The sequence below is a fragment of the Cellulomonas algicola genome (assembly GCF_003851725.1).
Classification (GTDB): domain Bacteria; phylum Actinomycetota; class Actinomycetes; order Actinomycetales; family Cellulomonadaceae; genus Cellulomonas; species Cellulomonas algicola.
In genome coordinates this window covers 1-23,136 of the sequence record NZ_BHYL01000098.1, presented here as the reverse complement: position 1 = coordinate 23,136, position 23,136 = coordinate 1, and the positions used below count along the sequence as shown (strand labels likewise).

The following is a 23,136-nucleotide window of genomic DNA, read 5'->3' as shown; positions in this document are numbered from 1 at the left end:
CCCCCGGCCCACGGCCGAGCCGAGGGTCAGACGCGGCGGCGCTTCGGCGGGCGGCAGCCGTTGTGCGCCTGGGGCGTCACGTCCTGGATCGAGCCGACCTCGAGGCCCGTCGCCTGGAGCGAGCGGATCGCGGTCTCACGGCCCGAGCCCGGGCCCTTGACGAAGACGTCGACCTTGCGCATGCCGTGCTCCTGGGCACGACGCGCGGCGGCCTCGGCGGCGAGCTGCGCGGCGAAGGGCGTCGACTTGCGCGAGCCCTTGAAGCCGACCTGGCCGGAGGACGCCCACGCGATCACGGCGCCGGACGGGTCCGTGATGGAGACGATCGTGTTGTTGAACGTGCTCTTGATGTGCGCCTGGCCGTGGGAGACGTTCTTCTTCTCCTTGCGGCGCGGCTTGCGCACGGAACTGCGGGTCTTGGGAGGCATCTGCTTCTTCTCTCGTGGTCGTCAGGCTGCGTGTGCCGACGTCCCGGGACCTCTCGCCGTGGGCGCGGTCCTCGCGGGACGTGCGGGTTACTTGCGCCCGGCCTTCTTCTTGCCGGCGACGGTGCGCTTCGGGCCCTTGCGGGTGCGCGCGTTGGTCTTCGTGCGCTGACCGCGCACGGGAAGGCCACGGCGGTGGCGGAGGCCCTCGTAGCAGCCGATCTCGACCTTGCGGCGGATGTCCGCGGCGACCTCACGGCGGAGGTCACCCTCGAGCTTGAAGTTGCCCTCGAGGTAGTCACGCAGCGCGACGAGCTCGGTGTCCCCGAGGTCCTTCACGCGGACGTCGGGGCTGATGCCCGTGGCGGCGAGGGTCTGCTGGGCGCGCGTGCGACCGACCCCGTAGATGTAGGTGAGCGCGATCTCCAGCCGCTTCTCGCGGGGGAGGTCGACGCCGATGAGACGTGCCATGTGCCTGGTGGCTCCTGAACTGCGTCGGAGGTCTTCCGCACCGCCTCCCCGCGTGCTGCGGGCCCCGGCCTCCGACCGAGGGTTCGCCGGTCCGGACCGGGCTGCTGCCCGGCACCGTCCGGAGTGGCGGTGCGCTTGCCGGCCCCTGCCCGGGGCCGATGGTCCCGTGCGGGACCGGTGGTGCTGCTCGACGTGCTCCGCGGGACGGACCCGCTGCGCACCGTCAGGGCGTCAGCCCTGGCGCTGCTTGTGGCGCAGGTTCTCGCAGATCACCTGGACGCGACCGTGCCGGCGGATCACCTTGCACTTGTCGCAGATCTTCTTGACGCTGGGCTTGACCTTCATCGCGTTGATTCCTCCGCCGCCGCTGACCCACGGGCTCCCCCGGGGCGTGACGGCGTGTTCGAGTGGTGGTTACTTGTAGCGGTAGACGATCCGACCGCGGGACAGGTCGTACGGGCTCAGCTCGACGACCACCCGGTCCTCAGGGAGGATCCGGATGTAGTGCTGACGCATCTTGCCCGAGATGTGGGCGAGCACCTTGTGGCCGTTCGTGAGCTCCACGCGGAACATTGCGTTCGGCAGAGCCTCCACGACGCTGCCCTCGATCTCGATGACACCGTCCTTCTTCGCCATGTCCTCCGCTAACTGTCGGTCCTGGTCTTGATCAGCCCACGTCGGCCGTGGCCCCCGCGCGTGCGGGAGCGGGACCGGCGTTCGTGGAGAGTGCGAAGGCCCGGACCGCACCGAGGCCGGCCCGTGTCGAGGACGACGGGTCGACCGTGGCGCGACGGCTGTCAGGAGCCCCACGATCGCGGGACGACTGTCAGCCAACTGGGCGCACACACCCAACGGACTATGTTACGGCATCCGCCTCACAGGACGAAACCGCCGGACCTGCGCCCCCTCCTGCCACGGGGACGTCGCCAGGTCCGGCGGTCTCGTCACGGGCCGTCAGCGGCCCGGGTCGTGCTCGGTCAGGCGTCCGAACCGCTCGGACGGCGACGGTGGCGCAGCGCCAGCAGCACGCCGCCGGCGGCGACCAGCACTCCGGCGCCGACCGCGAGCGGCAGCGCCGTGGAGCCGGTCGTGGCGAGCGCACCCGCTGCGAGCACCTCGGAGCGCACGGTGGGCGCCGGCGTCGACGACGGGGCCGCGAGAACCTCCGACGTGGGCGACGGGGTCACCGCGGGCGTCGCGACCGGCGTGGGCGTCACGCTGGGCGTGGGCGTGACGTCGTCGTCCACGACGTCCGTCGGGACCGGCGTCGGCGTGGGCGCCTCGGGCGTCACGCTCGGCGTCGCCGACGGGGTCGGGCTGACGGTCGGCGTGGGCGTCGCGCTCTGCGTCGGCACCGGGTAGGTCGGCGCGCAGGCCGGCACGGCGCCCACCTGCTCCTCGAGGTCCCAGTGGTCCGCGGCGAACAGCGGCCCGCCCTGGTTGACCCACTTCAGGACGCCGTCCGGGTAGTGCGGCGCGTCGGAGTCCGTGAAGACCTGGGGACCGCCGTAGGCGGCGTCCTCCTGCACGCCCCAGCCCGGACCGCAGACCTCGAACGGCACCGCGTCCTTGATCTGGTCCCACGTGATGTTCCGCCACTGGGCGCCGTCCCACGTCGCGACCAGGTACTGCTGCGTCGAGTTCTCCCACGAGGCCGGCGCCTTGGCGTCCTTCTTCAGGTAGACGTACGCGGCCGTGGTGGTCTGGCCGCCGCGCGTCGGCTTCGGCTGCGCCGACTGCATCGGCGTCGGCGTCGTCGGCGTGGTCGAGCTGGGCTTCGGCTTCGGCTTGCTCCACGAGTCACCGCGGTGCGAGCCGCCGTGGCCCCCGTGGCCCGAACCACCGGTCGCCGCAGCCGGTGACGCAGCGAGCAGGCCCACCGCGAGGACGGACGTCCCGACGACGGCGGCCCGCCGCGCGTGGGACCGGAGGGACGGACGACTGCTGCGCTGCATAGGGACCAACCCATCGTGTGCGGCAGGCATGACGAGGGGGCACACGCCTGCGTGTCCGACGGACCGCACGCGAGCACCCCGCCGCGGGCGTGCGACGAGGTGCGGGAGCGGTCCTGGCGGGAGGACGATCCCGCCGCGCGGCACACTATCCGACAAACCGGACGCCGTGGGGCTGTTTGCCCAGGTCGGGCGCATTCGGACGGGAAACTGGACGCGCGTTCACCCGATCGTGTGGTAGCGCTTCCCGCACGCGGGGGACGCGCATGCCCTGAGGGCTGCGCAGAGTCGACGGCGTCGGCGCGGGGACGGTGAGGGGCGCGCCGACGAGGGAGCGGAGTGACCTTCGCGCCACCGAGCTGAGCGCGGCGACCGCGACCGTCGCGCCGAGGGGTTGGCGCGGCGACCGCACCCGTCGCCCCGACGAGGTTGGCGCGGCGACGCGACCGTCGCGCCGACGAGGTCGGCGCGAGCGACGTTGCCACAGGCTCGCCGGCGCACGTCGCTCCGGCGGGCTGGTCAGGCGAGCGGGGCGACCTCGACGCCGAGCGCGCCGAGCTCGGCCGCTCCCCCGTCGTGCGCGGTGAGCACCCAGATCCCGTCGTCGAGGACAGCGACGCTGTGCTCCCAGTGCGACGCGCGCGACCCGTCGACGGTCACGACGGTCCAGTCGTCGTCGAGCACCTGCGTGAAGCGCTGCCCGCGCACGACCATCGGCTCGATCGCGACGCACAGGCCCGGCTTCACGCGCGGGCCACGGTCGCGTGCCCGGTAGTTGAGGACGTCGGGCGGCTGGTGCATCGCGGTCCCGATGCCGTGACCGACGTACTCCTCGACGACCCCGTACCGACGCCCGTCGTTCAGACCGGCCTCGACGGCCGCGTCCACGACGTCCTCGACGGCCTCGCCGACCGCGCCGAGCCGCTCGGCCGACGCGAGCGCGGCGATCCCGGCCCACATGGCCTTCCGCGTCGTCTCGGCGAGGTCGGCGTCGGCCTGCTCCCCGCCGTCGAGCACGACGGTGATGGCCGAGTCGCCGTGCCAGCCGTCGACGACGGCGCCGCAGTCGACGGACACGACGTCGCCGGGCTCGAGCACGCGGGCGCCCGGGATGCCGTGCACGACCTCGTCGTTGACGGACACGCAGAGCGTCGCGGGGTACCCGTGGTACCCGAGGAAGGACGGGGTCGCGCCGGCGTCGGCGATGACCGCGGCGGCGACGGCGTCGAGCTCGGCCGTCGTCACGCCGGGGGCGACGTGCTCCCGGACCGCCGCGAGGGCGTCCGCGACGACCAGGCCGGCACGTCGCATGACGCGCACCTGGTCGGGGGTCTTGTACTCGATGCGCTCACGGCCGAACACGGGCACCACCGACGAGGCCCGCGTCAGCGGGCGAGCGAGCCGATCGCGGCCACGAGCCGCTCGGTGACCTCGTCGACCTCGCCGATCCCGTCGACCTGCACGAGCAGGCCGCGGTCGGCGTAGACGGCGGCGATCGGGGCGGTCTGCTCGGCGTACACGTCGAGCCGGTGGCGGATGACGTCCTCGGTGTCGTCCTCGCGGCCCTCGATCTCGGCGCGCTTCAGAAGGCGGCCGACGACGACGTCGGGGTCCGCGGTGATCTCGACCGCGAGGTCCACCGCGCGGTCACCGAGGATCTCGTCGAGCGCCGCGACCTGGGCGACGTTGCGGGGGTACCCGTCGAGCAGGAAGCCCTCGGCGACGTCGTCCTGCGCGAGCCGGTCGCGCACGAGGTCGTTCGTCAGTTCGTCCGGGACGAGCGCGCCGGACGCGGTGATCGCCTGGACCTTCTGGCCGAGCTCGGTGCCGCCCTTGATGTTGGCGCGGAAGATGTCGCCGGTCGAGATCGCGGGGACGCCGAGCCGCTCGGCGAGGCGGGCCGCCTGGGTGCCCTTGCCCGCTCCGGGCGGGCCGAGGAGGACGAGACGAGCGCTCACCGCAGGAACCCTTCGTAGTGCCGCTGCTGGAGCTGCGACTCGATCTGCTTGACGGTCTCCAGGCCCACGCCGACGACGATGAGGATCGACGAGCCGCCGAACGGGATGTTCGTGCTGACGTCGAGGGCGATGAAGACGATGGTCGGGATCAGCGCGACGAGGGCGAGGTAGATCGAGCCCGGCGCCGTGATCCGCGTGATGACGTAGTCGAGGTACTCGGCCGTGGGACGGCCTGCGCGGATCCCGGGGATGAAGCCGCCGTACTTCTTCATGTTGTCCGCGACCTCGTCCGGGTTGAACGTGATCGCCGTGTAGAAGTAGCAGAAGAAGATGATGAGGAGCACGTAGATCGCGATGTGCCACGGCGACGCCGGGTCCGCGATGTAGCGCGACACCCACTGCACCCAGCCCGCGGTCGGGTCGCCGAACTGGGCGATGAGGCCCGGGACGGCGAGCAGCGAGGACGCGAAGATCACCGGGATGACACCGGCCATGTTGATCTTGATCGGGATGTAGGTGCTCGACCCGCCGTACATGCGACGGCCGACCATGCGCTTGGCGTACTGCACCGGGATGCGGCGCTGCGACTGCTCGACGAAGACGACGAGCGCGATGACGAGCACCACGACGGCGAGGACCGCGACGAACTTCGCGCCACCGCCGGCGCCACCGGCGATCGACCACATCGCGCCGGGGAAGCTCGCGGCGATCGACGTGAAGATGAGGAGCGACATGCCGTTGCCGACGCCGCGCTCGGTGATGAGCTCGCCGAGCCACATGATGAGGCCGGTGCCCGCGGTCATCGTGATGACCATGATGAGCAGCGTCACCCAGCTGTCGTTCGGGATGACGTCGACGGTGCAGCCCTGGAACAGCTGGCCGCTGCGCGCGATCGTGATGATCGTCGTCGACTGGAGGACCGCCAGGGCGATCGTGAGGTACCGGGTGTACTGCGTGAGCTTCGCGGTGCCGGACTGGCCCTCGCGGTGCAGCTCCTCGAACTTGGGGATCACCACGCGCAGCAGCTGGATGATGATGCTCGCCGTGATGTACGGCATGATCCCCAGCGCGAAGACGGAGAGCTGCAGGAGCGCTCCCCCGCTGAACAGGTTCACGATCCCGATCAGGTCGTTCGCGCCCTGCGTCTGGTCGATGCAGACCTGCACGTTGGGATAGCTGACGCCCGGGGTCGGCAGGAACGAGCCGATCCGGAAGACGACCATGATCCCGATCGTGAAGAGCAGCTTGCGCCGCAGGTCGGGCGTCCTGAACGCCCGGACGAATGCGCTGAGCACCTGGTCCTCCTGGGCCGCCGATCGGCGGCGTCTCGTGCGACCCGGCTGTCCCGGACCGCGAACCCCGCCACGACGCGGGGCAACGAGGCACCCTAACGGATGCCCGACGACAAACGGAACGAGGCCGGTGGGAAGTGAGATCCCACCGGCCTCGTCCGGCGATCAGTCCTGCGCGACGGAACCGCCGGCAGCCACGATCTTCTCCTTGGCGGACGCCGAGTAGGCGTCCACGGCCACGGAGACCTTGACCGTGAGCTCGCCGGTGCCGAGCACCTTGACGGGCTGGCCCTTGCGGACCGCACCCTTCGCGACCAGGTCGGCGACCGTCACGTCGCCACCGTCCGGGTAGAGCGCCGAGAGCTTGTCCAGGTTGACGACCTGGTACTCGACGCGGAACGGGTTCTTGAAGCCACGGAGCTTCGGCAGACGCATGTGCATCGGCATCTGCCCGCCCTCGAAGGCGGCAGGGACCTGGTACCGGGCCTTGGTGCCCTTGGTACCACGACCGGCCGTCTTGCCCTTGGACGCCTCACCACGACCCACACGGGTCTTGGCGGTCTTGGCGCCCGGCGCCGGACGCAGGTGGTGCACCTTGAGGGTGCCACCGGCGCCGGGCTGGGCGGCTGCCTCGGCCGCCTTGCGGGCGGCCTCCGTCGGCGCGGCCTTCTCGGCCTTCGCCGGAGCGGCGGCCTTCTTGGACGGGGCCTTCTTCTCGGCAGCCGGCTTCTCCGCGGCGGCGGAGGCGGTCTCGGCCTTGTCGGCCTTCGCCTTCGTCGTCTTCTTCGGAGCCTCGGCAGCCGCGTCGGCGGCCTTCTTGGCGGGAGCCTTCTTGGCGGCGGCCTTGGGGGCCGTCACCTCCTCGGTCTCCTTCTTCTCGTCAGCCATGCTCACTCCACCTCTTCGACCGCGACGAGGTGCCGCACGGTCTGGACCATGCCGCGGATCTCAGGGCGGTCCTCCTTGACGACGACGTCGCCGATCCGCTTGAGGCCCAGGGTGCGCAGCGTGTCGCGCTGGTTCTGCTTGCCACCGATGCCCGACTTCTTCTGGGTCACCTTGAGACGAGCCATCACGCACCCACCTTCTCGGCAGCGGTCGCACGACCCTCGGCCTGGGCCCGCAGGAGGGCGGCCGGGACGACGTGCTCGACCGGCAGGCCACGGCGCGCGGCCACGGCCTCCGGCTGCTCGAGGCCACGGAGGGCCGCGACCGTCGCGTGGACGATGTTGATCGCGTTCGACGAGCCGAGCGACTTGCTCAGGACGTCGTGGATGCCGGCGCACTCCAGGACGGCGCGCACCGGACCACCGGCGATCACACCGGTACCCGGCGACGCCGGACGCAGGAACACGACACCGGCGGCGGCCTCACCCGTGATGGGGTGCGGGATGGTGCCCTGGATGCGGGGGACGCGGAAGAAGTTCTTCTTCGCCTCCTCGACACCCTTGGCGATCGCCGCGGGCACCTCCTTGGCCTTGCCGTAGCCGACGCCGACGGTGCCGTCACCGTCGCCCACCACGACGAGCGCGGTGAAGCTGAAGCGGCGGCCACCCTTGACGACCTTGGCGACGCGGTTGATCGTCACGACGCGCTCGACGAACTGGCTCTTCTCGGCGGCGTCCTGACGACGTCCACCGTCACGACGGCCGCCGTCGCGGCGGTCGCCGCCGGTGCCGCCCTGGGCACCGGTGTTGCTGCGTGCAGGAGCAGCCATCAGTGAGTCCTCTTCTTCCCGGTGTACGTCGTCACAGCTTCAGACCACCCTCGCGGGCACCGTCGGCGACCGCGGCCACCCGGCCGTGGTACTTGTTGCCGCCGCGGTCGAAGACGACCGCGTCGATGCCCTTGGCCTTCGCGCGCTCGGCGACGAGCTCGCCGACCTTGCGGGCCTTGGCGGACTTGTCGCCCTCGGCCCCGCGCAGGTCGACCTCGAGGGTCGACGCCGACGCGATGGTCTGGCCGATGCCGTCGTCCACGACCTGGGCCGTGATGTGACGGGCGGAGCGGGTGACGACGAGGCGCGGCCGAGCAGCCGAGCCCACGACCTTCTTGCGCAGGCGCAGGTGCCGGCGCTGGCGGGCGATCGTCTTGCCCTTGCCCTTGATGCTGATCGCCATGGCTTACTTCCCAGCCTTTCCGACCTTGCGGCGCACGTTCTCGCCCGCGTACCGCACGCCCTTGCCCTTGTACGGCTCGGGCTTGCGGATCTTGCGGATGTTCGCGGCGACCTCGCCGACCTGCTGCTTGTCGATGCCCTGCACCGAGAAGCGGGTCGGGGCCTCGACGACGAAGGTGATGCCCTCCGGCGGCGTGACGACGACCGGGTGGCTGAAGCCGAGCGCGAACTCGAGGTCCGAGCCCTTCGCGGTCACGCGGTAACCGGTGCCGACGATCTCGAGCTTCTTGACATAGCCCTCGGTGACACCCGTGACCAGGTTCGCGAGGAGCGTGCGGGTCAGGCCGTGCAGCGAGCGCGAGAGGCGCTCGTCGTTCGGGCGGGTGACCACGAGGGCACCGGCCTCGTCACGCGCGACCTCGAGGGGTGCGGCGACCGTGTGCGAGAGGGTGCCCTTGGGGCCCTTCACCGTGACGACGGCACCGTCGATGTTGACGTCCACGCCGGTCGGGACCGAAACGGGGATCCTGCCGATACGAGACATTGGCGTTCTCCTTCCGGGTCTCGATTACCAGACGTAGGCGAGGACTTCCCCACCCACGCCCTTCTTGGCGGCCTGCTTGTCGGTGAGGAGACCCGAGGACGTGGAGAGGATCGCCACGCCCAGGCCGCCGAGCACCTTGGGCAGGTTGGTCGACTTGGCGTACACGCGCAGGCCCGGCTTGGACACACGCTTCAGGCCGGCGAGCGCACGCTCGCGGTTGGGGCCGTACTTCAGGGTCACGACGAGGTTCTTGCCCACGGGGGCGTCCTCGACGGTCCAGCCCTGGATGTAGCCCTCGGCCTGCAGGATCTCCGCGACGTGCGACTTGAGCTTCGAGAACGGGATCGACACCGTGTCGTGGTGCGCCGAGTTCGCGTTGCGCAGACGCGTGAGGAAGTCTGCGATGGGGTCGGTCATGGTCATCGGGCTTCAGCCCTTTCTCGCCGGGGTATCCCGGACCCGCTCGACGCGGGCCCGGGACCTACCGACGATCGTTCCTACTGGGGGTCTTACCAGCTGCTCTTGGTGACGCCGGGGAGCTCGCCGCGGTGGGCCATCTCCCGCACGCAGATCCGGCACAGGCCGAACTTGCGGTACACCGAGTGCGGACGGCCGCAGCGCTGGCAGCGCGTGTACGCACGCACCGCGAACTTCGGCTTGGCGGCAGCCTTGTTGATCAGAGCGGTCTTCGCCATGGTCAGTTCTCCTTGAACGGGAAGCCGAGGAGCTTGAGGAAGGCGCGACCCTCGTCGTCGTTGTTCGCCGTCGTGACGATCGTGATGTCCATGCCGCGGACACGGTCGATCCGGTCCTGGTCGATCTCGTGGAACATCGACTGCTCCGTGAGGCCGAAGGTGTAGTTGCCGTTGCCGTCGAACTGCGTCGCCGACAGGCCGCGGAAGTCACGGATACGGGGAAGCGCCGTCGAGAGCAGGCGGTCCAGGAACTCCCAGGCACGGTCGCCGCGCAGCGTGACGTGCGCGCCGATCGGCATGCCCTCGCGCAGCTTGAACTGCGCGATGGACTTGCGGGCCTTGGTGACCTGCGGCTTCTGACCCGTGATCTGGGTCAGGTCGCGGATCGCGCCCTCGATGAGCTTGGAGTCCTTGGCGGCGTCGCCGACACCCATGTTCACGACGACCTTCACCAGGCGCGGGACCTGGTTGATGTTCTCGTACGCGAACTGCGTGTTGAGCGCCGGCTTGATCTCCTCGGCGTAGCGGGTCTTCAGACGCGGCTGGGCCGGAGCGGTGATCTCGGTCATCAGATGTCCTTACCGGAACGCTTGGCGACGCGGACACGGACGTTCCGCGTGCGGCCGTCACGCTCGACCTGCTCGGTGCGGTAGCCCACCCGGGTGCCCTTCTTGGTCTCCGGGTCGACGAGCATCACGTTGCTGATGTGGATGGGGGCCTCGACGGTCTCGATGCCACCCGTGCGGGTGCCACGCTGCGTCTGGCCGGCCTTGACGTGCTTCTGCACGCGCTGCACGCCCTCGACGACGACGCGCTGCGTCTCGGTGAGCACCTCGAGCACGCGGCCCTGCTTGCCCTTGTCGCGCCCCGAGATGACGAGGACGAGGTCGCCCTTCTTGATCTTCGCCATGGTCAGAGCACCTCCGGCGCCAGCGAGATGATCTTCATGAACTTCTTGTCGCGCAGCTCGCGGCCCACGGGGCCGAAGATGCGCGTCCCACGGGGCTCCCCGTCGTTCTTGAGGATCACGGCGGCGTTCTCGTCGAACTTGATGTACGAGCCGTCCGGACGGCGGCGCTCCTTGCGGGTGCGCACGATGACGGCCTTGACGACGTCGCCCTTCTTGACGTTGCCGCCGGGGATCGCGTCCTTGACGGTGGCGACGATGACGTCACCGATGCCTGCGTAGCGACGGCCGGAACCACCGAGAACGCGGATGCAGAGGATCTCCTTGGCACCCGTGTTGTCGGCGACACGCAGTCGCGACTCCTGCTGGATCATTGCCTACTCCTGTCGTCCGGCGGGTTCTCGGTCGATCTGGCCGCCGAGCCTGGCCTGACGTAGTTGCCGTGATGCACACGTCGCGGCGGGGGTGCTCCCTCGCGGGGTCACCCCCGCCGCCCGTGGGCAACTTGGGTGCTGCTGCTTACTTGGCCTTCTCGAGGATCTCCACCAGGCGCCACCGCTTGGTCGCGGACAGCGGGCGGGTCTCCATGATGAGGACGAGGTCGCCGATGCCCGCCGAGCCCTGCTCGTCGTGCGCCTTGACCTTGCTGGTCCGCCGGATGACCTTGCCGTAGAGCGGGTGCTTGACCCGGTCCTCGACCTCGACCACGACGGTCTTGTCCATCTTGTCGCTCACGACGTAGCCACGGCGCGTCTTGCGGTACGCGCGGTGCTCCGCCGTGGCGGTGGTGCTCTTCTCGTTCATGCTGCCCTCACTCGCTCGCGGTCGGAGCGGTACGGATGCCGAGCTCGCGCTCGCGCAGGATCGTGTAGATCCGGGCGATGTCGCGGCGGACGGCCTTCAGACGGCCGTGGCTCTCGAGCTGACCGGTCGCGGACTGGAAGCGGAGGTTGAAGAGCTCCTCCTTGGCCTTCTTCAGCTCGGCGACCAGCTTCTCGTCGTCGAAGGCGTCCAGCTCGGTGGGAGCCAGGTCCTTGGTTCCGATAGCCATCAGTTACCACCCTCGCGAACCACGAAACGGGTCTTCATCGGGAGCTTGTGCTGGGCGCGGCGCATGGCCTCGCGAGCCAGCGGCTCCGGGACGCCGGCGAGCTCGAACATCACTCGGCCGGGCTTGACGTTGGCGATCCACCACTCGGGCGAGCCCTTGCCGGAACCCATGCGGGTCTCGGCGGGCTTCTTCGTGAGGGGACGGTCCGGGTAGATGTTGATCCAGACCTTCCCACCACGCTTGATGTGGCGGGTCATGGCGATACGCGCAGCCTCGATCTGCCGGTTCGTGACGTAGGCGGGCTCGAGAGCCTGGATGCCGTACTCGCCGAACGAGATCTTGGTGCCACCGGTCGACGCGCCGGAGCGGCCGGGGTGGTGCTGCTTGCGGTGCTTGAGTCGGCGCGGGATGAGCACGGCTCAGGCCTCCGTTCCGGTCTCAGCCGAGGTCTCCGCCGCGGGAGCGGCCTCGGTCGCGGGGGCCTCGACAGGGGCGTCCGAGGTGCGCTGCTCGCGACGGCCGCCGCCACGGGGGCCGCGGTCGCCACGGTCACCGCGCGGGCCACGGGCCGGGCGCGGAGCCTGGGTCGCCTGCTCGCGGGCGAACTCCTTCTCGGTGACGTCGCCCTTGTAGACCCAGACCTTCACGCCGATGCGGCCGAAGGTCGTGCGGGCCTCGAAGAAGCCGTAGTCGATGTTCGCGCGGAGCGTGTGCAGCGGCACACGACCCTCGCGGTAGAACTCCGTGCGGCTCATCTCCGCGCCACCGAGGCGGCCGGAGACCTGCACGCGGATGCCCTTGGCGCCGGCGCGCTGCGCCGACTGGATGCCCTTGCGCATCGCGCGGCGGAACGAGACACGGCTCGCGAGCTGCTCGGCGATGCCCTGGGCGACCAGCTGGGCCTCGATCTCGGCGTTCTTGACCTCGAGGATGTTGAGCTGGACCTGCTTGCCCGTGAGCTTCTCGAGCTCGCCGCGGATGCGGTCGGCCTCCGCGCCACGACGCCCGATGACGATGCCCGGGCGGGCGGTGTGGATGTCGACGCGGACGCGGTCACGCGTGCGCTCGATCTCGACCTTCGCGATGCCGGCGCGCTCGAGGCCCGTGCTCATGAGCTTGCGGATCTGCACGTCCTCGCGGACGTAGTCGCGGTAGCGCTGACCCGGCTTCGTCGAGTCCGCGAACCAGCGCGACCGGTGGTCCGTCGTGATGCCCAGGCGGTACCCGAGCGGGTTGACCTTCTGTCCCACTATCGGGTCCGTCCCTTCGTCTCGCGCTCAGCGACGACCACGGTGATGTGGCTCGTGCGCTTGAGGATCTGGCTGGCACGACCCTGCGCCCGCGGACGGAACCGCTTGAGCGTCGGGCCCTCGTCGACGAACACCTCGGAGACGTAGAGGTTCGCCTCGTCGAGCCGCTCGCTGTTGCGCTTCGCCCCCTCGACCGCGTTCGCGATCGCCGACTGCACCGTCTTGAGGACGGGCTCCGCGGCCGCCTGCGGCGCGAACTTCAGCACCGCCACGGCCTCGCCGGCCTGCTTGCCACGGATGAGGTCCACGACGCGCCGGGCCTTCTGGGGCGTGACGCGGACGAACCGCGCCTTCGCCTTGGCTTCCATTGCTGTCCTGCCTTCTTGTCTCTGCCGTCAGGGCGTCACCAGCTGACCGAGGTCAGCGGCGACGGCCCTTCCGGTCGTCCTTCTCGTGGCCGCGGAACGTGCGCGTCGGGGCGAACTCGCCGAGCTTGTGCCCGACCATCGACTCCGTGACGAAGACCGGCGCGTGCTTGCGCCCGTCGTGCACCGCGAACGTGTGACCCAGGAAGTCCGGGGTGATGACCGAACGGCGGGACCACGTCTTGATGACGTTCTTGCTTCCGGCCTCGTTCTGCGCGTCGACCTTCTTCTGGAGGTGGCCGTCGACGAACGGGCCCTTCTTGAGGCTGCGAGGCATCTCGGGCTCCTATCAGCGCTTCTTGCCGGTGCGCCGACGGCGCACGATGAGCTTGTCGCTCGGCTTGTTCGGACGGCGGGTACGACCCTCGGGCTGGCCCCAGGGGCTCACCGGGTGGCGACCACCGGAGGTCTTGCCCTCACCACCACCGTGCGGGTGGTCGATCGGGTTCATGGCGACACCACGGACGGTGGGGCGCTTGCCCTTCCACCGCATGCGGCCGGCCTTGCCCCAGTTGATGTTCGACTGCTCGGCGTTGCCGACCTCGCCGACCGTGGCGCGGCAGCGCAGGTCGACGTTGCGGATCTCGCCGGACGGCATGCGCAGCTGCGCGTACGGGCCGTCCTTCGCGACGAGCTGCACGGACGCACCGGCCGAGCGCGCGATCTTCGCACCGCCGCCGGGCCGCAGCTCGATGGCGTGGATGACCGTACCGGTCGGGATGTTGCGCAGCGGCAGGTTGTTGCCGGGCTTGATGTCGGCGCCAGGGCCGTTCTCGATGACGTCACCCTGCGACAGCTTGTTCGGCGCGATGATGTAGCGCTTCTCGCCGTCCGCGTAGTGCAGGAGCGCGATGCGGGCGGTGCGGTTGGGGTCGTACTCGATGTGAGCGACCTTGGCCGGCACGCCGTCCTTGTCGTGACGACGGAAGTCGATGACGCGGTACGCACGCTTGTGACCGCCACCCTGGTGGCGCGTGGTCACACGACCGGTGGAGTTGCGGCCACCCGTCTTGTGCAGCGGGCGGACCAGCGACTTCTCCGGCGTGGAGCGCGTGACCTCGACGAAGTCGGCGACCGACGAGCCACGGCGGCCCGGCGTCGTCGGCTTGTACTTACGGATTCCCATGAGTCCTCAGATCCTTCCGGGCCGCTCAGCCGACCGGTCCGCCGAAGATGTCGATCGTGCCCTCGCGGAGGGTGACGATCGCACGCTTCGTGTCCTTGCGGCGGCCGATGCCGAACCGGGTCCGACGGGCCTTGCCCTGACGGTTCGCGGTGTTGACCGAGTCGACCTTCACGCCGAACACCTGCTCGACGGCGATCTTGATCTCGGTCTTGTTGGCGCGCGGGTCGACGAGGAAGGTGTACTTCCCCTCGTCCAGAAGGCCGTAGCTCTTCTCGGACACGACCGGCGCGATCAGGATGTCGCGGGGGTCCTTGCCGACGGTGGTCACTTGGTCTCCTCCTCGGCGGCCTCGGACTCGCTCGCCACGGCCTTGGCACCCTTGGCGGGGCCGGCCAGGAACGCGTCGAGAGCGCCCTGCGTGAACACGACGTCGTCAGAGATCAGCACGTCGTAGGTGTTGAGCTGGTCCGCGACCAGCAGGTGCACCCGCTCGACGTTCCGCAGCGACTTCCACGTGATCTCGTCCTGACGCTCGACGACGACCAGCACGTTCTTGCGGCCCGACAGGTTGTCGAGGACGGCGAGAGCGGACTTCGTCGACGGCGCCGTGCCCGGGGCGAAGCCCGAGACGACGTGCACGCGGCCGGCGCGGGCGCGGTCCGAGAGAGCACCGCGGAGCGCCGCGGCCTTCATCTTCTTCGGGGTGCGCTGGCTGTAGTCACGCGGCGTGGGGCCGTGGACGACGCCACCACCGGCGAACTGCGGAGCACGCGTCGAACCCTGGCGGGCGCGACCGGTGCCCTTCTGCTTGTACGGCTTCTTGCCGCCACCACGGACCTCGCCGCGCGACTTGGTGTCGTGCGTGCCCTGGCGAGCCGCCGCGAGCTGCGCGACGACGACCTGGTGGATCAGCGGGACGTTGGTCTGCACGTCGAAGACGTCCGCGGGCAGGTCGGCCGTGCCGGCCTTCTTGCCCTGCGGGTCGAGGACGTCGACCGTCAGCGTGTCGCTCATGGAGGTCACGCACCCTTCACAGCGGAACGCACGACGACGACGCCACCCTTGGGGCCGGGGACGGCACCCTTGACGAGCAGGAGGCCCCGCTCGGCGTCGACTGCGTGCACGGTCAGGTTCTGGGTGGTCTGACGGGCGTTGCCCATCCGACCGGCCATGCGTAGGCCCTTGAACACGCGCGACGGCGTCGACGCGCCACCGATCGAGCCCGGCTTGCGGTGGTTGCGGTGCGAACCGTGGGACGCGCTCACGCCGGCGAAGCCGTGGCGCTTCATGACACCGGCGGTGCCCTTGCCCTTGGTCGTCCCGACGACGTCGACGAGCTGGCCGGCCTCGAAGAGGGCGGCGGTGAGCTCCTGGCCGAGCGTGAACTCGGCGGCGTCCGACGTGCGGATCTCGGCCACGTGCCGGCGCGGCGTCACGCCGGCCTTCTCGAAGTGGCCCTTGAGCGGCTTGGTGACCTTGGTCGGCTTGACCTCGCCGAAGGCGAGCTGCACAGCGGCGTAACCGTCGGTCTCAGCGGAGCGGACCTGCGTCACGACGTTGGTGCCGACCGCAACCACGGTGACGGGCACGAGACGACCGTTGTCGTCCCAGAGCTGCGTCATGCCGAGCTTGGTGCCGAGCAGCGCCGTGACGGGGCGCGCGTTCTGCTGGGTAACCATGAAGATCAGTTCCTTCCCAGCGTCAGAGCTTGATCTCGATGTTCACGTCCGCGGGCAGGTCGAGACGCATGAGCGAGTCGACGGCCTTCGGCGTGGGGTCGATGATGTCGATGAGCCGCTTGTGCGTGCGCATCTCGAAGTGCTCGCGGCTGTCCTTGTACTTGTGGGGCGACCGGATGACGCAGAAGACGTTCTTCTCCGTCGGCAGCGGCACCGGACCCACGACCGACGCACCAGCGCGAGTCACCGTGTCGACGATCTTGCGCGCCGAGCTGTCGATGACCTCGTGGTCGTAGGACTTGAGCCGGATGCGGATCTTCTGTCCCGCCATGGCGTCGTCTACTTCTCTCTCTTCGAACCGGTCCGTCCGACCCCCGCACTCGGGCGTGTCGCTTCACGCGACAGGCCTCTGCGCTGCGTACCGTTCCCGGCACGAGGTCGGTGGTTGTAGTCGAGCGTCCACCGCCGGGTGACCCCGGGGTCCGGACGCTCTCCACGTCTGCCTGCCCAGCCGGTCGGGCGCACGTAGGCACACCACCCCCAGCGGGCAACTTGACTAGTCTGCCAGACGGACGCCCGATACTCCAATCCCGCTGTCCTGTGCGCTCCCCCACAACCGCACCGCGACCACGCGGCACGCCGGGCTCCCGGCGCTCGACGTCAGCGCGGGACCGGTCCCCGGGGGCGCCGGCCGACGTGCACGACCGTCGGCGGACGCCGGTCCTCCCACGGCGACACCTCGACCCGCACGCCGTGGGCCGCCGACGCCTCGACGAAGCGCTCGAGCACGTCGACGAGCCGCCGGCGGAAGCCGTCCCGCTCCGCGTCGTGGTCCTCGACCTCGACGCGCAGGACGCACGTGGACCCGTCGACCGCGTGTCCCCGCACGTGCACCGCCGTCGCCACGAACGGCACGGGCAGCTCGGCCGCGACCACGGCGGCCAGCGCGACCTCCCCGAGGACGCCACCCACCGACGCACGCGGCCCACGCACCGTGCACACCGGGACGCCGCCCGCTCCGGCGGTCCGCTCGACCCGCAGCCCGGCCGCCGCGGCGACGCCGGCGAAGACGTCGAGGGCCGGCCCGACGGCGGCGGCGACCGACACGAGGCACGCCGGCGACGTCATCGCGGACGGCCACGGTCGCGGTCCGCCCGCGTCGAGGCCCGACCACGACCGCCACGGGTGACCGACGGGGAGCGACGGCGCGACCCGGTCCGCCACGACGGCGCGCGCCGCGTCCGTCGCGACGTCGGCGAGCCGGCGCACCGCGGGCGGGAGGGTCATGCGCGCGAGCCTAGGTCGACGGGGACGCGCACGGGCGGTGCCCGGACGCACACCACCCGCCCGGCCGACGCGGTCGTCCGCGCCGGGTCAGCGGTCGTCCACGCCGGGTCAGCGGTCGTCCACGCCGGGTCGGCAGGCGTCCGCGCCGGGTCAGCGCCGTTCGACCGTCAGCGAGCCCACACCTCCGCCGACGCGCACCTCGTAGTGCGGCGCGCCCGGGTCGAACCCGACGGTGCTGACCTCGGCGCCCGCGCCGAGGCCGTCCGTCGTCTGGCCGTCGACCGTCGCCGAGCCGGCACCCGACGTGACGAGCGCGCGCACGCCGACGTCCTGCGGCACGTGCACGACCAGGCTCCCCGCGCCCGCGCGCTGGTCCACGACGACCCGGCCGTCGGCAGCGGGAAGGGTCAGCTCGACGACGTCGGCGCCAGCCGCCAGCACCACCCCGTCGACGTCCGTGGCCGCGAGGTCCGCCGTGACGCGCGACGCGCCGCTGCGCACCTCGACCTCCCAGCGGACGTCGGCGGCGACCCGGACCACGACCGCCCCACCGCCCAGGGTCACCACGGGGGCGTCGTCCGGGCCGTCGACCGTCGCGGGCCGGTCCGCCCCCGCCGGCTCCACGACGACGAGGTCGGAGCGCGGCGCGTCCGCCCGCACGGTGAGGGTCGACACGTCGCCCGTCACGACGAGTCGCGCGGACTCCGCGCCGCCTCGCGCCCGCGCGACGCTGCGGTCGGCGTCCGGGCCGCCACCGGGCCCTCCCCACGGCCACGGGCCGGAGCCGAGCGGGCCCTGCGTCACCACCAGGACGAGCGCCCCGACGACGAGCACGGCGCCGACCAGCAGCCACGTGCGGAGCGGGACGGCCGAGCGGCTGCCCGCAGGACGACCGTCGGACGCGTCCACCGCACCGTGCGAGCGCGCACGGTCGTCGAGCGGCTGCTGCCGGTCCGGCTGGGGTCGGTCGCTGTCCGAACGCATGGCGGCGACCGTACCGAGCCACCGCCCGGCCCGCGCGCCGGGATCGGCGAGGCTTCGACGGAACGGTCGGCCACCTGCCCGCGCGCCGGCCGGTGGGACGACGCAGGGCCCGGGAGCCGAAGCTCCCGGGCCCTGCGTTCAGCGATCTAGCCCCGAAGGGCGGTGATCACTTGAGGATCTTCGTGACCCGGCCCGAGCCGACGGTGCGGCCACCCTCGCGGATGGCGAAGCCGAGGCCCTCCTCCATGGCGATGGGCTGGATGAGGTTCACGTGGATCTCGGTGTTGTCACCGGGCATGACCATCTCGGTGCCCTCGGGCAGCGTGATGACACCGGTGACGTCCGTCGTCCGGAAGTAGAACTGCGGACGGTAGTTGCCGTAGAACGGGTTGTGACGGCCACCCTCGTCCTTGGCCAGGATGTAGACCTGGCCCTCGAACTCGGTGTGCGGGGTGATCGAACCCGGCTTCACGACGACCTGGCCGCGCTCGACCTCCTCGCGCTTCGTGCCGCGCAGGAGCAGACCGACGTTCTCGCCGGCCTCGGCGTAGTCGAGCAGCTTGCGGAACATCTCGACGCCGGTGACCGTGGTCTTGATCGCCTTCTCCTTGATACCGACGATCTCCACCTCCTCGTTCACCTTGAGCTGACCGCGCTCGACACGGCCGGTGACGACGGTGCCACGACCGGTGATCGTGAAGACGTCCTCGATCGGCATGAGGAACGGCTTGTCGATGTCACGGACCGGGTCCGGGACGTTCTCGTCGACGGCGTCCAGCAGGTCCTCGACGGACTTGACCCAGACCGGGTCGCCCTCGAGGGCCTTGAGGCCGGAGACGCGCACGACCGGCACGTCGTCGCCCGCGAAGCCCTGCGAGGAGAGGAGCTCGCGCACCTCGACCTCGACGAGCTCGAGGATCTCCTCGTCGTCGACGACGTCGGACTTGTTCAGGGCCACGAGCAGGTAGGGCACGCCGACCTGACGGGCGAGCAGGACGTGCTCACGCGTCTGGGCCATCGGGCCGTCCGTCGCGGCGACCACGAGGATGGCGCCGTCCATCTGCGCCGCACCCGTGATCATGTTCTTGATGTAGTCGGCGTGACCCGGCGCGTCGACGTGCGCGTAGTGGCGCTTCTCCGTCTGGTACTCGACGTGCGCGATGTTGATCGTGATACCGCGCTGCTTCTCCTCCGGCGCCTTGTCGATCTCGTCGAACGGCGTGAAGGGGTTCAGGTCCGGGTACTTGTCGTGCAGCACCTTCGAGATCGCGGCGGTCAGCGTCGTCTTGCCGTGGTCGACGTGACCGATGGTCCCGATGTTGACGTGCGGCTTGGTCCGCTCGAACTTCGCCTTGCCCACTGGGTGTCCTCCTCAGGACTTGGTAGAGAGTGCCCGTCTGCGGCTACCGGGAGGGTAGACGCGAGGCGTGCGGTCCTACGGGTCGGTTTGTGTGATGGAACTACAGGGTTCGACCTGTGGGACTACTCGCCCCGGGTCTTCTTGATGATCTCGTCGGCAACGTTCCGAGGAACCTCGGCGTAGCTGTCGAACTGCATCGAGTACACCGCGCGACCCTGGGTCTTCGACCGCAGGTCACCGACGTACCCGAACATCTCGGAGAGAGGAACCTGGGCGCGGATCACCTTCACGCCCGTCGCGTCCTCCATGGACTGGATCATGCCGCGGCGCGAGTTGATGTCGCCGATGACGTCACCCATGTAGTCCTCGGGGGTGCGGACCTCGACGGCCATGACCGGCTCCAGGAGGACCGGGTCGGCCTTGCGGACCGCTTCCTTGAGGATCATCGAGCCGGCGATCTTGAACGCCATCTCCGAGGAGTCGACGTCGTGCGACGCGCCGTCGAGCAGGATCGCCTTGACGCCCACGAGCGGGAAGCCCGCGAGGACGCCGAGCTGCATCGCGCTCTGGATGCCCGCGTCGACCGACGGGATGTACTCGCGCGGGATGCGGCCACCGGTGACCTTGTTCTCGAACTCGTACAGCTCGCCCTCGGCGGGGTCCAGCGGCTCGAAGGTCATCTGGACCTTCGCGTACTGGCCCGAGCCACCGGTCTGCTTCTTGTGCGTGTAGTCGATCTTCTCCACCGAGCGGCGGATCGTCTCGCGGTACGCGACCTGCGGCTTGCCGACGTTCGCCTCGACCTTGAACTCACGACGCATGCGGTCGACGAGGATGTCGAGGTGGAGCTCGCCCATGCCGCCGATGACGGTCTGGCCGGTCTCCTCGTCGAGCTTGACCCGGAACGTCGGGTCCTCCTCGGCGAGCTTCTGGATGGCCGTGGAGAGCTTCTCCTGGTCACCCTTCGTCTTGGGCTCGATGGCCACGTCGATGACGGGCTCCGGGAAGGTCATCGACTCGAGGACCACTGGCGCCGACGGGTCCGTCAGGGTGTCACCGGTGGTGACGTCCTTGAGGCCGATGAAGGCGTAGATGTGACCCGCGGTCGCGTCCTCGACCGGGTTCTCCTTGTTGGAGTGCATCTGGAAGAGCTTCCCGATGCGCTCCTTCTTGCCCTTGGTCGAGTTGAGCACCTGGGCGCCCTGCGAGACCTTGCCCGAGTAAACCCGGACGTAGGTCAGCTTGCCGAAGAACGGGTGCGCGGCGACCTTGAACGCGAGGGCCGAGAACGGCTCCGTCGCGTCCGGGTGACGCTCGATGACGATCTCGGCGTCCTTGGCGTCGTGGCCCTGGACGGCCGGCACGTCGAGCGGCGTCGGCAGGTAGTCGATGACGGCGTCGAGCATGGGCTGGACGCCCTTGTTCTTGAACGCCGAGCCGCAGAGGACCGGGTAGGCCTCCGAGGCGACCGTGAGCTTGCGGATGCCGGCCTTGATCTCGGCGACCGTGAGCTCCTCGCCACCGAGGAACTTCTCGAGCAGCTCGTCGTCGGTCTCGGCGACGGACTCGAGCAGCGCGGCGCGGTACTCCTCCGCCTTCTCCTGCAGGTCGGCCGGGATCTCCTCGATCTCGTACTTCTCGCCGAGGGCCGTCTCGCCGCGCCACACCAGGGCGCGCATCTCGACGAGGTCCACGACACCGATGAAGTCGTTCTCGGAGCCGATGGGCAGCTGGATGACGAGCGGCTTCGCCTTGAGGCGGTTCACGATCGTGTCGACCGTGAAGTAGAAGTCCGCGCCGAGCTTGTCCATCTTGTTGACGAAGCAGATGCGCGGGACGTCGTACTTGTCCGCCTGGCGCCAGACCGTCTCCGACTGGGGCTCGACGCCCTCCTTGCCGTCGAACACGGCGACCGCGCCGTCGAGGACGCGCAGCGAGCGCTCGACCTCGACCGTGAAGTCCACGTGGCCGGGCGTGTCGATGATGTTGATCTGGTTGTTCTTCCAGTAGCAGGTCGTCGCGGCGGACGTGATCGTGATGCCGCGCTCCTGCTCCTGCTCCATCCAGTCCATCGTCGACGCACCGTCGTGCGTCTCACCGATCTTGTAGTTGACCCCGGTGTAGAACAGGATCCGCTCGGTGGTGGTGGTCTTGCCGGCATCGATGTGCGCCATGATGCCGATGTTGCGGACCTTCGTCAGGTCCGTGAGCACGTCCAGTGCCACGTGAGTTGCCCCTTGTCGGTTGGCTTGTGGTGGTGCCGCCGCCCCGCCCGCGCATGCTGAGCAGCACGGACGGGGCGCGGCGACCGGCTGGGATTACCAGCGGTAGTGCGCGAAGGCCTTGTTCGACTCGGCCATCTTGTGCATGTCCTCGCGGCGCTTGACCGCGGCACCGAGGCCGTTCGAGGCGTCGAGGATCTCGTTCATGAGGCGCTCGGTCATCGTCTTCTCGCGGCGGGCGCGCGAGTAGTCGGTGAGCCAGCGCAGGGCCAGGGTCGTCTGGCGCACGGGGCGCACCTCGACCGGGACCTGGTACGTGGCACCGCCGACGCGGCGCGAGCGGACCTCGAGCGAGGGGCGCACGTTGTCGAGCGCGCGCTTGAGCACGACGACCGGGTCGCCCTGCGTCTTCTCGCGCACGCCCTCGAGCGCGCCGTAGACGATCGACTCCGCGACGGACTTCTTGCCGTCGAGGAGGACCTTGTTGATCAGCTGCGTGACGACCGGCGACCCGTAGACCGGGTCGGAGATCAGCGGCCGCTTCGGGGCCGGACCCTTACGAGGCATCAGCCCACCTTCTTCGCGCCGTAGCGGCTACGCGCCTGCTTGCGGTTCTTGACGCCCTGCGTGTCGAGGGCACCACGGACGATCTTGTACCGGACACCCGGGAGGTCCTTCACACGGCCGCCGCGGACGAGCACGATCGAGTGCTCCTGCAGGTTGTGGCCGACACCGGGGATGTACGCGGTGACCTCGACCTGGCTCGAGAGACGGACACGGGCCACCTTGCGGAGGGCCGAGTTCGGCTTCTTCGGGGTCGTGGTGTAGACGCGGGTGCACACACCGCGTCGCTGGGGGGAGCCCTTGAGGGCGGGCGTCTTCGACTTGTTCGTCTTCGCCTGCCGGCCCTTGCGGACCAGCTGCTGGATCGTAGGCACTACGTCTCCGTCTGTTGGATGAGCTCTGGTCGACCGGACCCGTCACCCTGGACGGCCGGCAGTCTGGGGGTCGTCGCCCGTCGCGCGACTACGTCCCTGGTCTCGAGTCCCGCACCGACCCCCGCGCCCGGGCGTGTCGCCCCGGCCTTCCGCGGCGCTTCCCGTCCGGTGTTCCGTGACGGAGGTGACGCGGTGGAGGGGGAACCACCCGGTGCTCCCGGCCCGCTCCCCCGCGTCAGCGAGGGCACGTCCGGGTGCACGCATGAGGGCCCGACGGCGCGGGCACGGTGTCCTACGTTACCTGGGCCCCCACGGGAGCGTCAAAGAGACGGCGCTCACCCGCCACGCTACCCGTGGACCGGGGCACGCTCATCCCGAGCGGTCCCCCACGGCCGCACGCGGGCCGGGGCCGAGGACGCCCGAGGGGGCCCGCCGCGGACGGCGGACCCCC

The 23,136-nt window shown here is 70.2% G+C and carries 35 protein-coding genes; all 35 read right to left on the bottom strand.

What is annotated here, in order from left to right:
• Window positions 1-26: 26 nt before the first annotated feature.
• Entirely contained in the window at window positions 27-428 is a 402-nt protein-coding gene (rpsK, locus tag CTKZ_RS07605) for a 30S ribosomal protein S11 (RefSeq protein WP_013770191.1), read from the bottom strand.
• Between the two features lie 87 nt (window positions 429-515).
• Window positions 516-896: a 30S ribosomal protein S13 gene (gene rpsM, locus CTKZ_RS07600; protein ID WP_013770190.1), complete on the bottom strand. Its 381-nt coding sequence runs from the start codon at window positions 894-896 to the stop codon at window positions 516-518.
• A gap of 231 nt (window positions 897-1,127) precedes the next feature.
• Window positions 1,128-1,241: a 50S ribosomal protein L36 gene (gene rpmJ, locus CTKZ_RS07595; RefSeq protein WP_013117849.1), complete on the bottom strand. Its 114-nt coding sequence runs from the start codon at window positions 1,239-1,241 to the stop codon at window positions 1,128-1,130.
• Between the two features lie 69 nt (window positions 1,242-1,310).
• Window positions 1,311-1,532, bottom strand: a complete 222-nt coding sequence (gene infA, locus CTKZ_RS07590) for a translation initiation factor IF-1 (protein WP_013770189.1) — start codon at window positions 1,530-1,532, stop codon at window positions 1,311-1,313.
• A gap of 341 nt (window positions 1,533-1,873) precedes the next feature.
• The gene (locus CTKZ_RS22590; protein ID WP_124342385.1) at window positions 1,874-2,638 is read right to left on the bottom strand and encodes an LPXTG cell wall anchor domain-containing protein; all 765 of its coding nucleotides are present in this window, start codon (window positions 2,636-2,638) and stop codon (window positions 1,874-1,876) included.
• 729 nt (window positions 2,639-3,367) lie between these two features.
• On the bottom strand, window positions 3,368-4,210 hold the full coding sequence (gene map, locus CTKZ_RS07580; RefSeq protein WP_124342384.1) for a type I methionyl aminopeptidase: 843 nt from the start codon (window positions 4,208-4,210) through the stop codon (window positions 3,368-3,370).
• A 23-nt stretch (window positions 4,211-4,233) separates the two neighbouring features.
• Complete coding sequence (locus CTKZ_RS07575; protein WP_124342383.1) at window positions 4,234-4,806, bottom strand: adenylate kinase; 573 nt, start codon at window positions 4,804-4,806, stop codon at window positions 4,234-4,236.
• Window positions 4,803-6,101: a preprotein translocase subunit SecY gene (gene secY / locus CTKZ_RS07570; protein WP_124342382.1), complete on the bottom strand. Its 1,299-nt coding sequence runs from the start codon at window positions 6,099-6,101 to the stop codon at window positions 4,803-4,805. The genes CTKZ_RS07575 and secY overlap by 4 nt, the downstream gene beginning before the upstream one ends.
• Before the next feature lie 162 nt (window positions 6,102-6,263).
• The gene (gene rplO / locus CTKZ_RS07565) at window positions 6,264-6,986 is read right to left on the bottom strand and encodes a 50S ribosomal protein L15 (protein ID WP_124342381.1); all 723 of its coding nucleotides are present in this window, start codon (window positions 6,984-6,986) and stop codon (window positions 6,264-6,266) included.
• Between the two features lie 2 nt (window positions 6,987-6,988).
• Window positions 6,989-7,171, bottom strand: a complete 183-nt coding sequence (rpmD, locus tag CTKZ_RS07560; protein ID WP_124342380.1) for a 50S ribosomal protein L30 — start codon at window positions 7,169-7,171, stop codon at window positions 6,989-6,991.
• Entirely contained in the window at window positions 7,171-7,815 is a 645-nt protein-coding gene (rpsE, locus tag CTKZ_RS07555; protein WP_124342379.1) for a 30S ribosomal protein S5, read from the bottom strand. The genes rpmD and rpsE overlap by 1 nt, the downstream gene beginning before the upstream one ends.
• A 31-nt stretch (window positions 7,816-7,846) precedes the next feature.
• Window positions 7,847-8,218 carry a 50S ribosomal protein L18 gene (gene rplR / locus CTKZ_RS07550; protein WP_124342378.1) on the bottom strand — a complete coding sequence of 124 codons (372 nt, stop codon included), beginning with the start codon at window positions 8,216-8,218 and terminating at the stop codon, window positions 7,847-7,849.
• Window positions 8,219-8,221: 3 nt separating this feature from the next.
• On the bottom strand, window positions 8,222-8,761 hold the full coding sequence (rplF, locus tag CTKZ_RS07545; protein WP_124342377.1) for a 50S ribosomal protein L6: 540 nt from the start codon (window positions 8,759-8,761) through the stop codon (window positions 8,222-8,224).
• A gap of 24 nt (window positions 8,762-8,785) precedes the next feature.
• On the bottom strand, window positions 8,786-9,184 hold the full coding sequence (gene rpsH, locus CTKZ_RS07540; protein WP_013770179.1) for a 30S ribosomal protein S8: 399 nt from the start codon (window positions 9,182-9,184) through the stop codon (window positions 8,786-8,788).
• A gap of 86 nt (window positions 9,185-9,270) precedes the next feature.
• Window positions 9,271-9,456 (bottom strand): type Z 30S ribosomal protein S14, encoded by a 186-nt coding sequence (locus CTKZ_RS07535; protein ID WP_013770178.1) that lies wholly within the window; start codon window positions 9,454-9,456, stop codon window positions 9,271-9,273.
• 2 nt (window positions 9,457-9,458) lie between these two features.
• Window positions 9,459-10,025: a 50S ribosomal protein L5 gene (gene rplE, locus CTKZ_RS07530; protein ID WP_124342376.1), complete on the bottom strand. Its 567-nt coding sequence runs from the start codon at window positions 10,023-10,025 to the stop codon at window positions 9,459-9,461.
• On the bottom strand, window positions 10,025-10,366 hold the full coding sequence (gene rplX / locus CTKZ_RS07525; protein ID WP_124342375.1) for a 50S ribosomal protein L24: 342 nt from the start codon (window positions 10,364-10,366) through the stop codon (window positions 10,025-10,027). The genes rplE and rplX overlap by 1 nt, the downstream gene beginning before the upstream one ends.
• A 2-nt stretch (window positions 10,367-10,368) precedes the next feature.
• Window positions 10,369-10,737 (bottom strand): 50S ribosomal protein L14, encoded by a 369-nt coding sequence (rplN, locus tag CTKZ_RS07520; RefSeq protein ID WP_034625870.1) that lies wholly within the window; start codon window positions 10,735-10,737, stop codon window positions 10,369-10,371.
• Between the two features lie 145 nt (window positions 10,738-10,882).
• The gene (gene rpsQ, locus CTKZ_RS07515; RefSeq protein WP_013770174.1) at window positions 10,883-11,167 is read right to left on the bottom strand and encodes a 30S ribosomal protein S17; all 285 of its coding nucleotides are present in this window, start codon (window positions 11,165-11,167) and stop codon (window positions 10,883-10,885) included.
• Window positions 11,168-11,174: 7 nt separating this feature from the next.
• Window positions 11,175-11,414, bottom strand: a complete 240-nt coding sequence (rpmC, locus tag CTKZ_RS07510) for a 50S ribosomal protein L29 (protein WP_013882864.1) — start codon at window positions 11,412-11,414, stop codon at window positions 11,175-11,177.
• A complete protein-coding gene (gene rplP / locus CTKZ_RS07505) occupies window positions 11,414-11,830 on the bottom strand; it encodes a 50S ribosomal protein L16 (RefSeq protein WP_124342374.1) in 417 nt (138 codons plus the stop codon). Before rplP ends, rpmC begins: the two co-directional genes overlap by 1 nt.
• A 3-nt stretch (window positions 11,831-11,833) precedes the next feature.
• Complete coding sequence (gene rpsC, locus CTKZ_RS07500; RefSeq protein ID WP_124342373.1) at window positions 11,834-12,664, bottom strand: 30S ribosomal protein S3; 831 nt, start codon at window positions 12,662-12,664, stop codon at window positions 11,834-11,836.
• A complete protein-coding gene (gene rplV / locus CTKZ_RS07495) occupies window positions 12,664-13,032 on the bottom strand; it encodes a 50S ribosomal protein L22 (protein WP_124342372.1) in 369 nt (122 codons plus the stop codon). Before rplV ends, rpsC begins: the two co-directional genes overlap by 1 nt.
• 52 nt (window positions 13,033-13,084) lie before the next feature.
• Complete coding sequence (gene rpsS / locus CTKZ_RS07490; RefSeq protein WP_124342371.1) at window positions 13,085-13,366, bottom strand: 30S ribosomal protein S19; 282 nt, start codon at window positions 13,364-13,366, stop codon at window positions 13,085-13,087.
• 12 nt (window positions 13,367-13,378) lie between these two features.
• A complete protein-coding gene (gene rplB, locus CTKZ_RS07485; RefSeq protein WP_124342370.1) occupies window positions 13,379-14,215 on the bottom strand; it encodes a 50S ribosomal protein L2 in 837 nt (278 codons plus the stop codon).
• 25 nt (window positions 14,216-14,240) lie between these two features.
• Entirely contained in the window at window positions 14,241-14,543 is a 303-nt protein-coding gene (gene rplW / locus CTKZ_RS07480; RefSeq protein ID WP_124342369.1) for a 50S ribosomal protein L23, read from the bottom strand.
• The gene (gene rplD, locus CTKZ_RS07475; RefSeq protein ID WP_124342368.1) at window positions 14,540-15,229 is read right to left on the bottom strand and encodes a 50S ribosomal protein L4; all 690 of its coding nucleotides are present in this window, start codon (window positions 15,227-15,229) and stop codon (window positions 14,540-14,542) included. Before rplD ends, rplW begins: the two co-directional genes overlap by 4 nt.
• A gap of 5 nt (window positions 15,230-15,234) precedes the next feature.
• Window positions 15,235-15,894, bottom strand: a complete 660-nt coding sequence (rplC, locus tag CTKZ_RS07470; protein WP_124342367.1) for a 50S ribosomal protein L3 — start codon at window positions 15,892-15,894, stop codon at window positions 15,235-15,237.
• Between the two features lie 22 nt (window positions 15,895-15,916).
• Window positions 15,917-16,225: a 30S ribosomal protein S10 gene (gene rpsJ, locus CTKZ_RS07465; protein ID WP_013117879.1), complete on the bottom strand. Its 309-nt coding sequence runs from the start codon at window positions 16,223-16,225 to the stop codon at window positions 15,917-15,919.
• Between the two features lie 329 nt (window positions 16,226-16,554).
• Window positions 16,555-17,181 (bottom strand): hypothetical protein, encoded by a 627-nt coding sequence (locus CTKZ_RS07460; RefSeq protein WP_124342366.1) that lies wholly within the window; start codon window positions 17,179-17,181, stop codon window positions 16,555-16,557.
• Between the two features lie 150 nt (window positions 17,182-17,331).
• Entirely contained in the window at window positions 17,332-18,165 is an 834-nt protein-coding gene (locus tag CTKZ_RS07455; protein ID WP_124342365.1) for a hypothetical protein, read from the bottom strand.
• A 166-nt stretch (window positions 18,166-18,331) separates the two neighbouring features.
• Window positions 18,332-19,525: an elongation factor Tu gene (tuf, locus tag CTKZ_RS07450; protein ID WP_013770163.1), complete on the bottom strand. Its 1,194-nt coding sequence runs from the start codon at window positions 19,523-19,525 to the stop codon at window positions 18,332-18,334.
• Between the two features lie 122 nt (window positions 19,526-19,647).
• Window positions 19,648-21,750 carry an elongation factor G gene (gene fusA / locus CTKZ_RS07445; protein ID WP_124342364.1) on the bottom strand — a complete coding sequence of 701 codons (2,103 nt, stop codon included), beginning with the start codon at window positions 21,748-21,750 and terminating at the stop codon, window positions 19,648-19,650.
• Window positions 21,751-21,843: 93 nt separating this feature from the next.
• A complete protein-coding gene (gene rpsG / locus CTKZ_RS07440; RefSeq protein ID WP_013770161.1) occupies window positions 21,844-22,314 on the bottom strand; it encodes a 30S ribosomal protein S7 in 471 nt (156 codons plus the stop codon).
• Window positions 22,314-22,685 (bottom strand): 30S ribosomal protein S12, encoded by a 372-nt coding sequence (rpsL, locus tag CTKZ_RS07435; RefSeq protein ID WP_013770160.1) that lies wholly within the window; start codon window positions 22,683-22,685, stop codon window positions 22,314-22,316. The genes rpsG and rpsL overlap by 1 nt, the downstream gene beginning before the upstream one ends.
• Window positions 22,686-23,136 lie beyond the last annotated feature (451 nt).

Coding starts and splice junctions, on each gene's coding strand:
- rpmC (WP_013882864.1), bottom strand. CDS start 11,414: ATGGCTATCGGAACCAAGGACCTGGCTCCCACCGAGCTGGACGCCTTC.
- rplD (WP_124342368.1), bottom strand. CDS start 15,229: ATGAGCGACACGCTGACGGTCGACGTCCTCGACCCGCAGGGCAAGAAG.
- rpsS (WP_124342371.1), bottom strand. CDS start 13,366: ATGCCTCGCAGCCTCAAGAAGGGCCCGTTCGTCGACGGCCACCTCCAG.
- rpsM (WP_013770190.1), bottom strand. CDS start 896: ATGGCACGTCTCATCGGCGTCGACCTCCCCCGCGAGAAGCGGCTGGAG.
- CTKZ_RS07455 (WP_124342365.1), bottom strand. CDS start 18,165: ATGCGTTCGGACAGCGACCGACCCCAGCCGGACCGGCAGCAGCCGCTC.
- infA (WP_013770189.1), bottom strand. CDS start 1,532: ATGGCGAAGAAGGACGGTGTCATCGAGATCGAGGGCAGCGTCGTGGAG.
- rpsK (WP_013770191.1), bottom strand. CDS start 428: ATGCCTCCCAAGACCCGCAGTTCCGTGCGCAAGCCGCGCCGCAAGGAG.
- CTKZ_RS22590 (WP_124342385.1), bottom strand. CDS start 2,638: ATGCAGTCGGCGCAGCCGAAGCCGACGCGCGGCGGCCAGACCACCACG.
- rplR (WP_124342378.1), bottom strand. CDS start 8,218: ATGGCGATCAGCATCAAGGGCAAGGGCAAGACGATCGCCCGCCAGCGC.
- rplC (WP_124342367.1), bottom strand. CDS start 15,894: ATGGTTACCCAGCAGAACGCGCGCCCCGTCACGGCGCTGCTCGGCACC.
- rplF (WP_124342377.1), bottom strand. CDS start 8,761: ATGTCTCGTATCGGCAGGATCCCCGTTTCGGTCCCGACCGGCGTGGAC.
- rpsQ (WP_013770174.1), bottom strand. CDS start 11,167: ATGAACGAGAAGAGCACCACCGCCACGGCGGAGCACCGCGCGTACCGC.
- rplX (WP_124342375.1), bottom strand. CDS start 10,366: ATGGCGAAGATCAAGAAGGGCGACCTCGTCCTCGTCATCTCGGGGCGC.
- rpsE (WP_124342379.1), bottom strand. CDS start 7,815: ATGGCTGCTCCTGCACGCAGCAACACCGGTGCCCAGGGCGGCACCGGC.
- rpsH (WP_013770179.1), bottom strand. CDS start 9,184: ATGACCATGACCGACCCCATCGCAGACTTCCTCACGCGTCTGCGCAAC.
- rplO (WP_124342381.1), bottom strand. CDS start 6,986: ATGGCTGACGAGAAGAAGGAGACCGAGGAGGTGACGGCCCCCAAGGCC.
- rplE (WP_124342376.1), bottom strand. CDS start 10,025: ATGACCGAGATCACCGCTCCGGCCCAGCCGCGTCTGAAGACCCGCTAC.
- rplB (WP_124342370.1), bottom strand. CDS start 14,215: ATGGGAATCCGTAAGTACAAGCCGACGACGCCGGGCCGCCGTGGCTCG.
- CTKZ_RS07460 (WP_124342366.1), bottom strand. CDS start 17,181: ATGACCCTCCCGCCCGCGGTGCGCCGGCTCGCCGACGTCGCGACGGAC.
- rpmD (WP_124342380.1), bottom strand. CDS start 7,171: ATGGCTCGTCTCAAGGTGACCCAGAAGAAGTCGGGCATCGGTGGCAAG.
- rplN (WP_034625870.1), bottom strand. CDS start 10,737: ATGATCCAGCAGGAGTCGCGACTGCGTGTCGCCGACAACACGGGTGCC.
- rplV (WP_124342372.1), bottom strand. CDS start 13,032: ATGGAAGCCAAGGCGAAGGCGCGGTTCGTCCGCGTCACGCCCCAGAAG.
- CTKZ_RS07535 (WP_013770178.1), bottom strand. CDS start 9,456: ATGGCGAAGACCGCTCTGATCAACAAGGCTGCCGCCAAGCCGAAGTTC.
- rpmJ (WP_013117849.1), bottom strand. CDS start 1,241: ATGAAGGTCAAGCCCAGCGTCAAGAAGATCTGCGACAAGTGCAAGGTG.
- rpsJ (WP_013117879.1), bottom strand. CDS start 16,225: ATGGCGGGACAGAAGATCCGCATCCGGCTCAAGTCCTACGACCACGAG.
- rpsG (WP_013770161.1), bottom strand. CDS start 22,314: ATGCCTCGTAAGGGTCCGGCCCCGAAGCGGCCGCTGATCTCCGACCCG.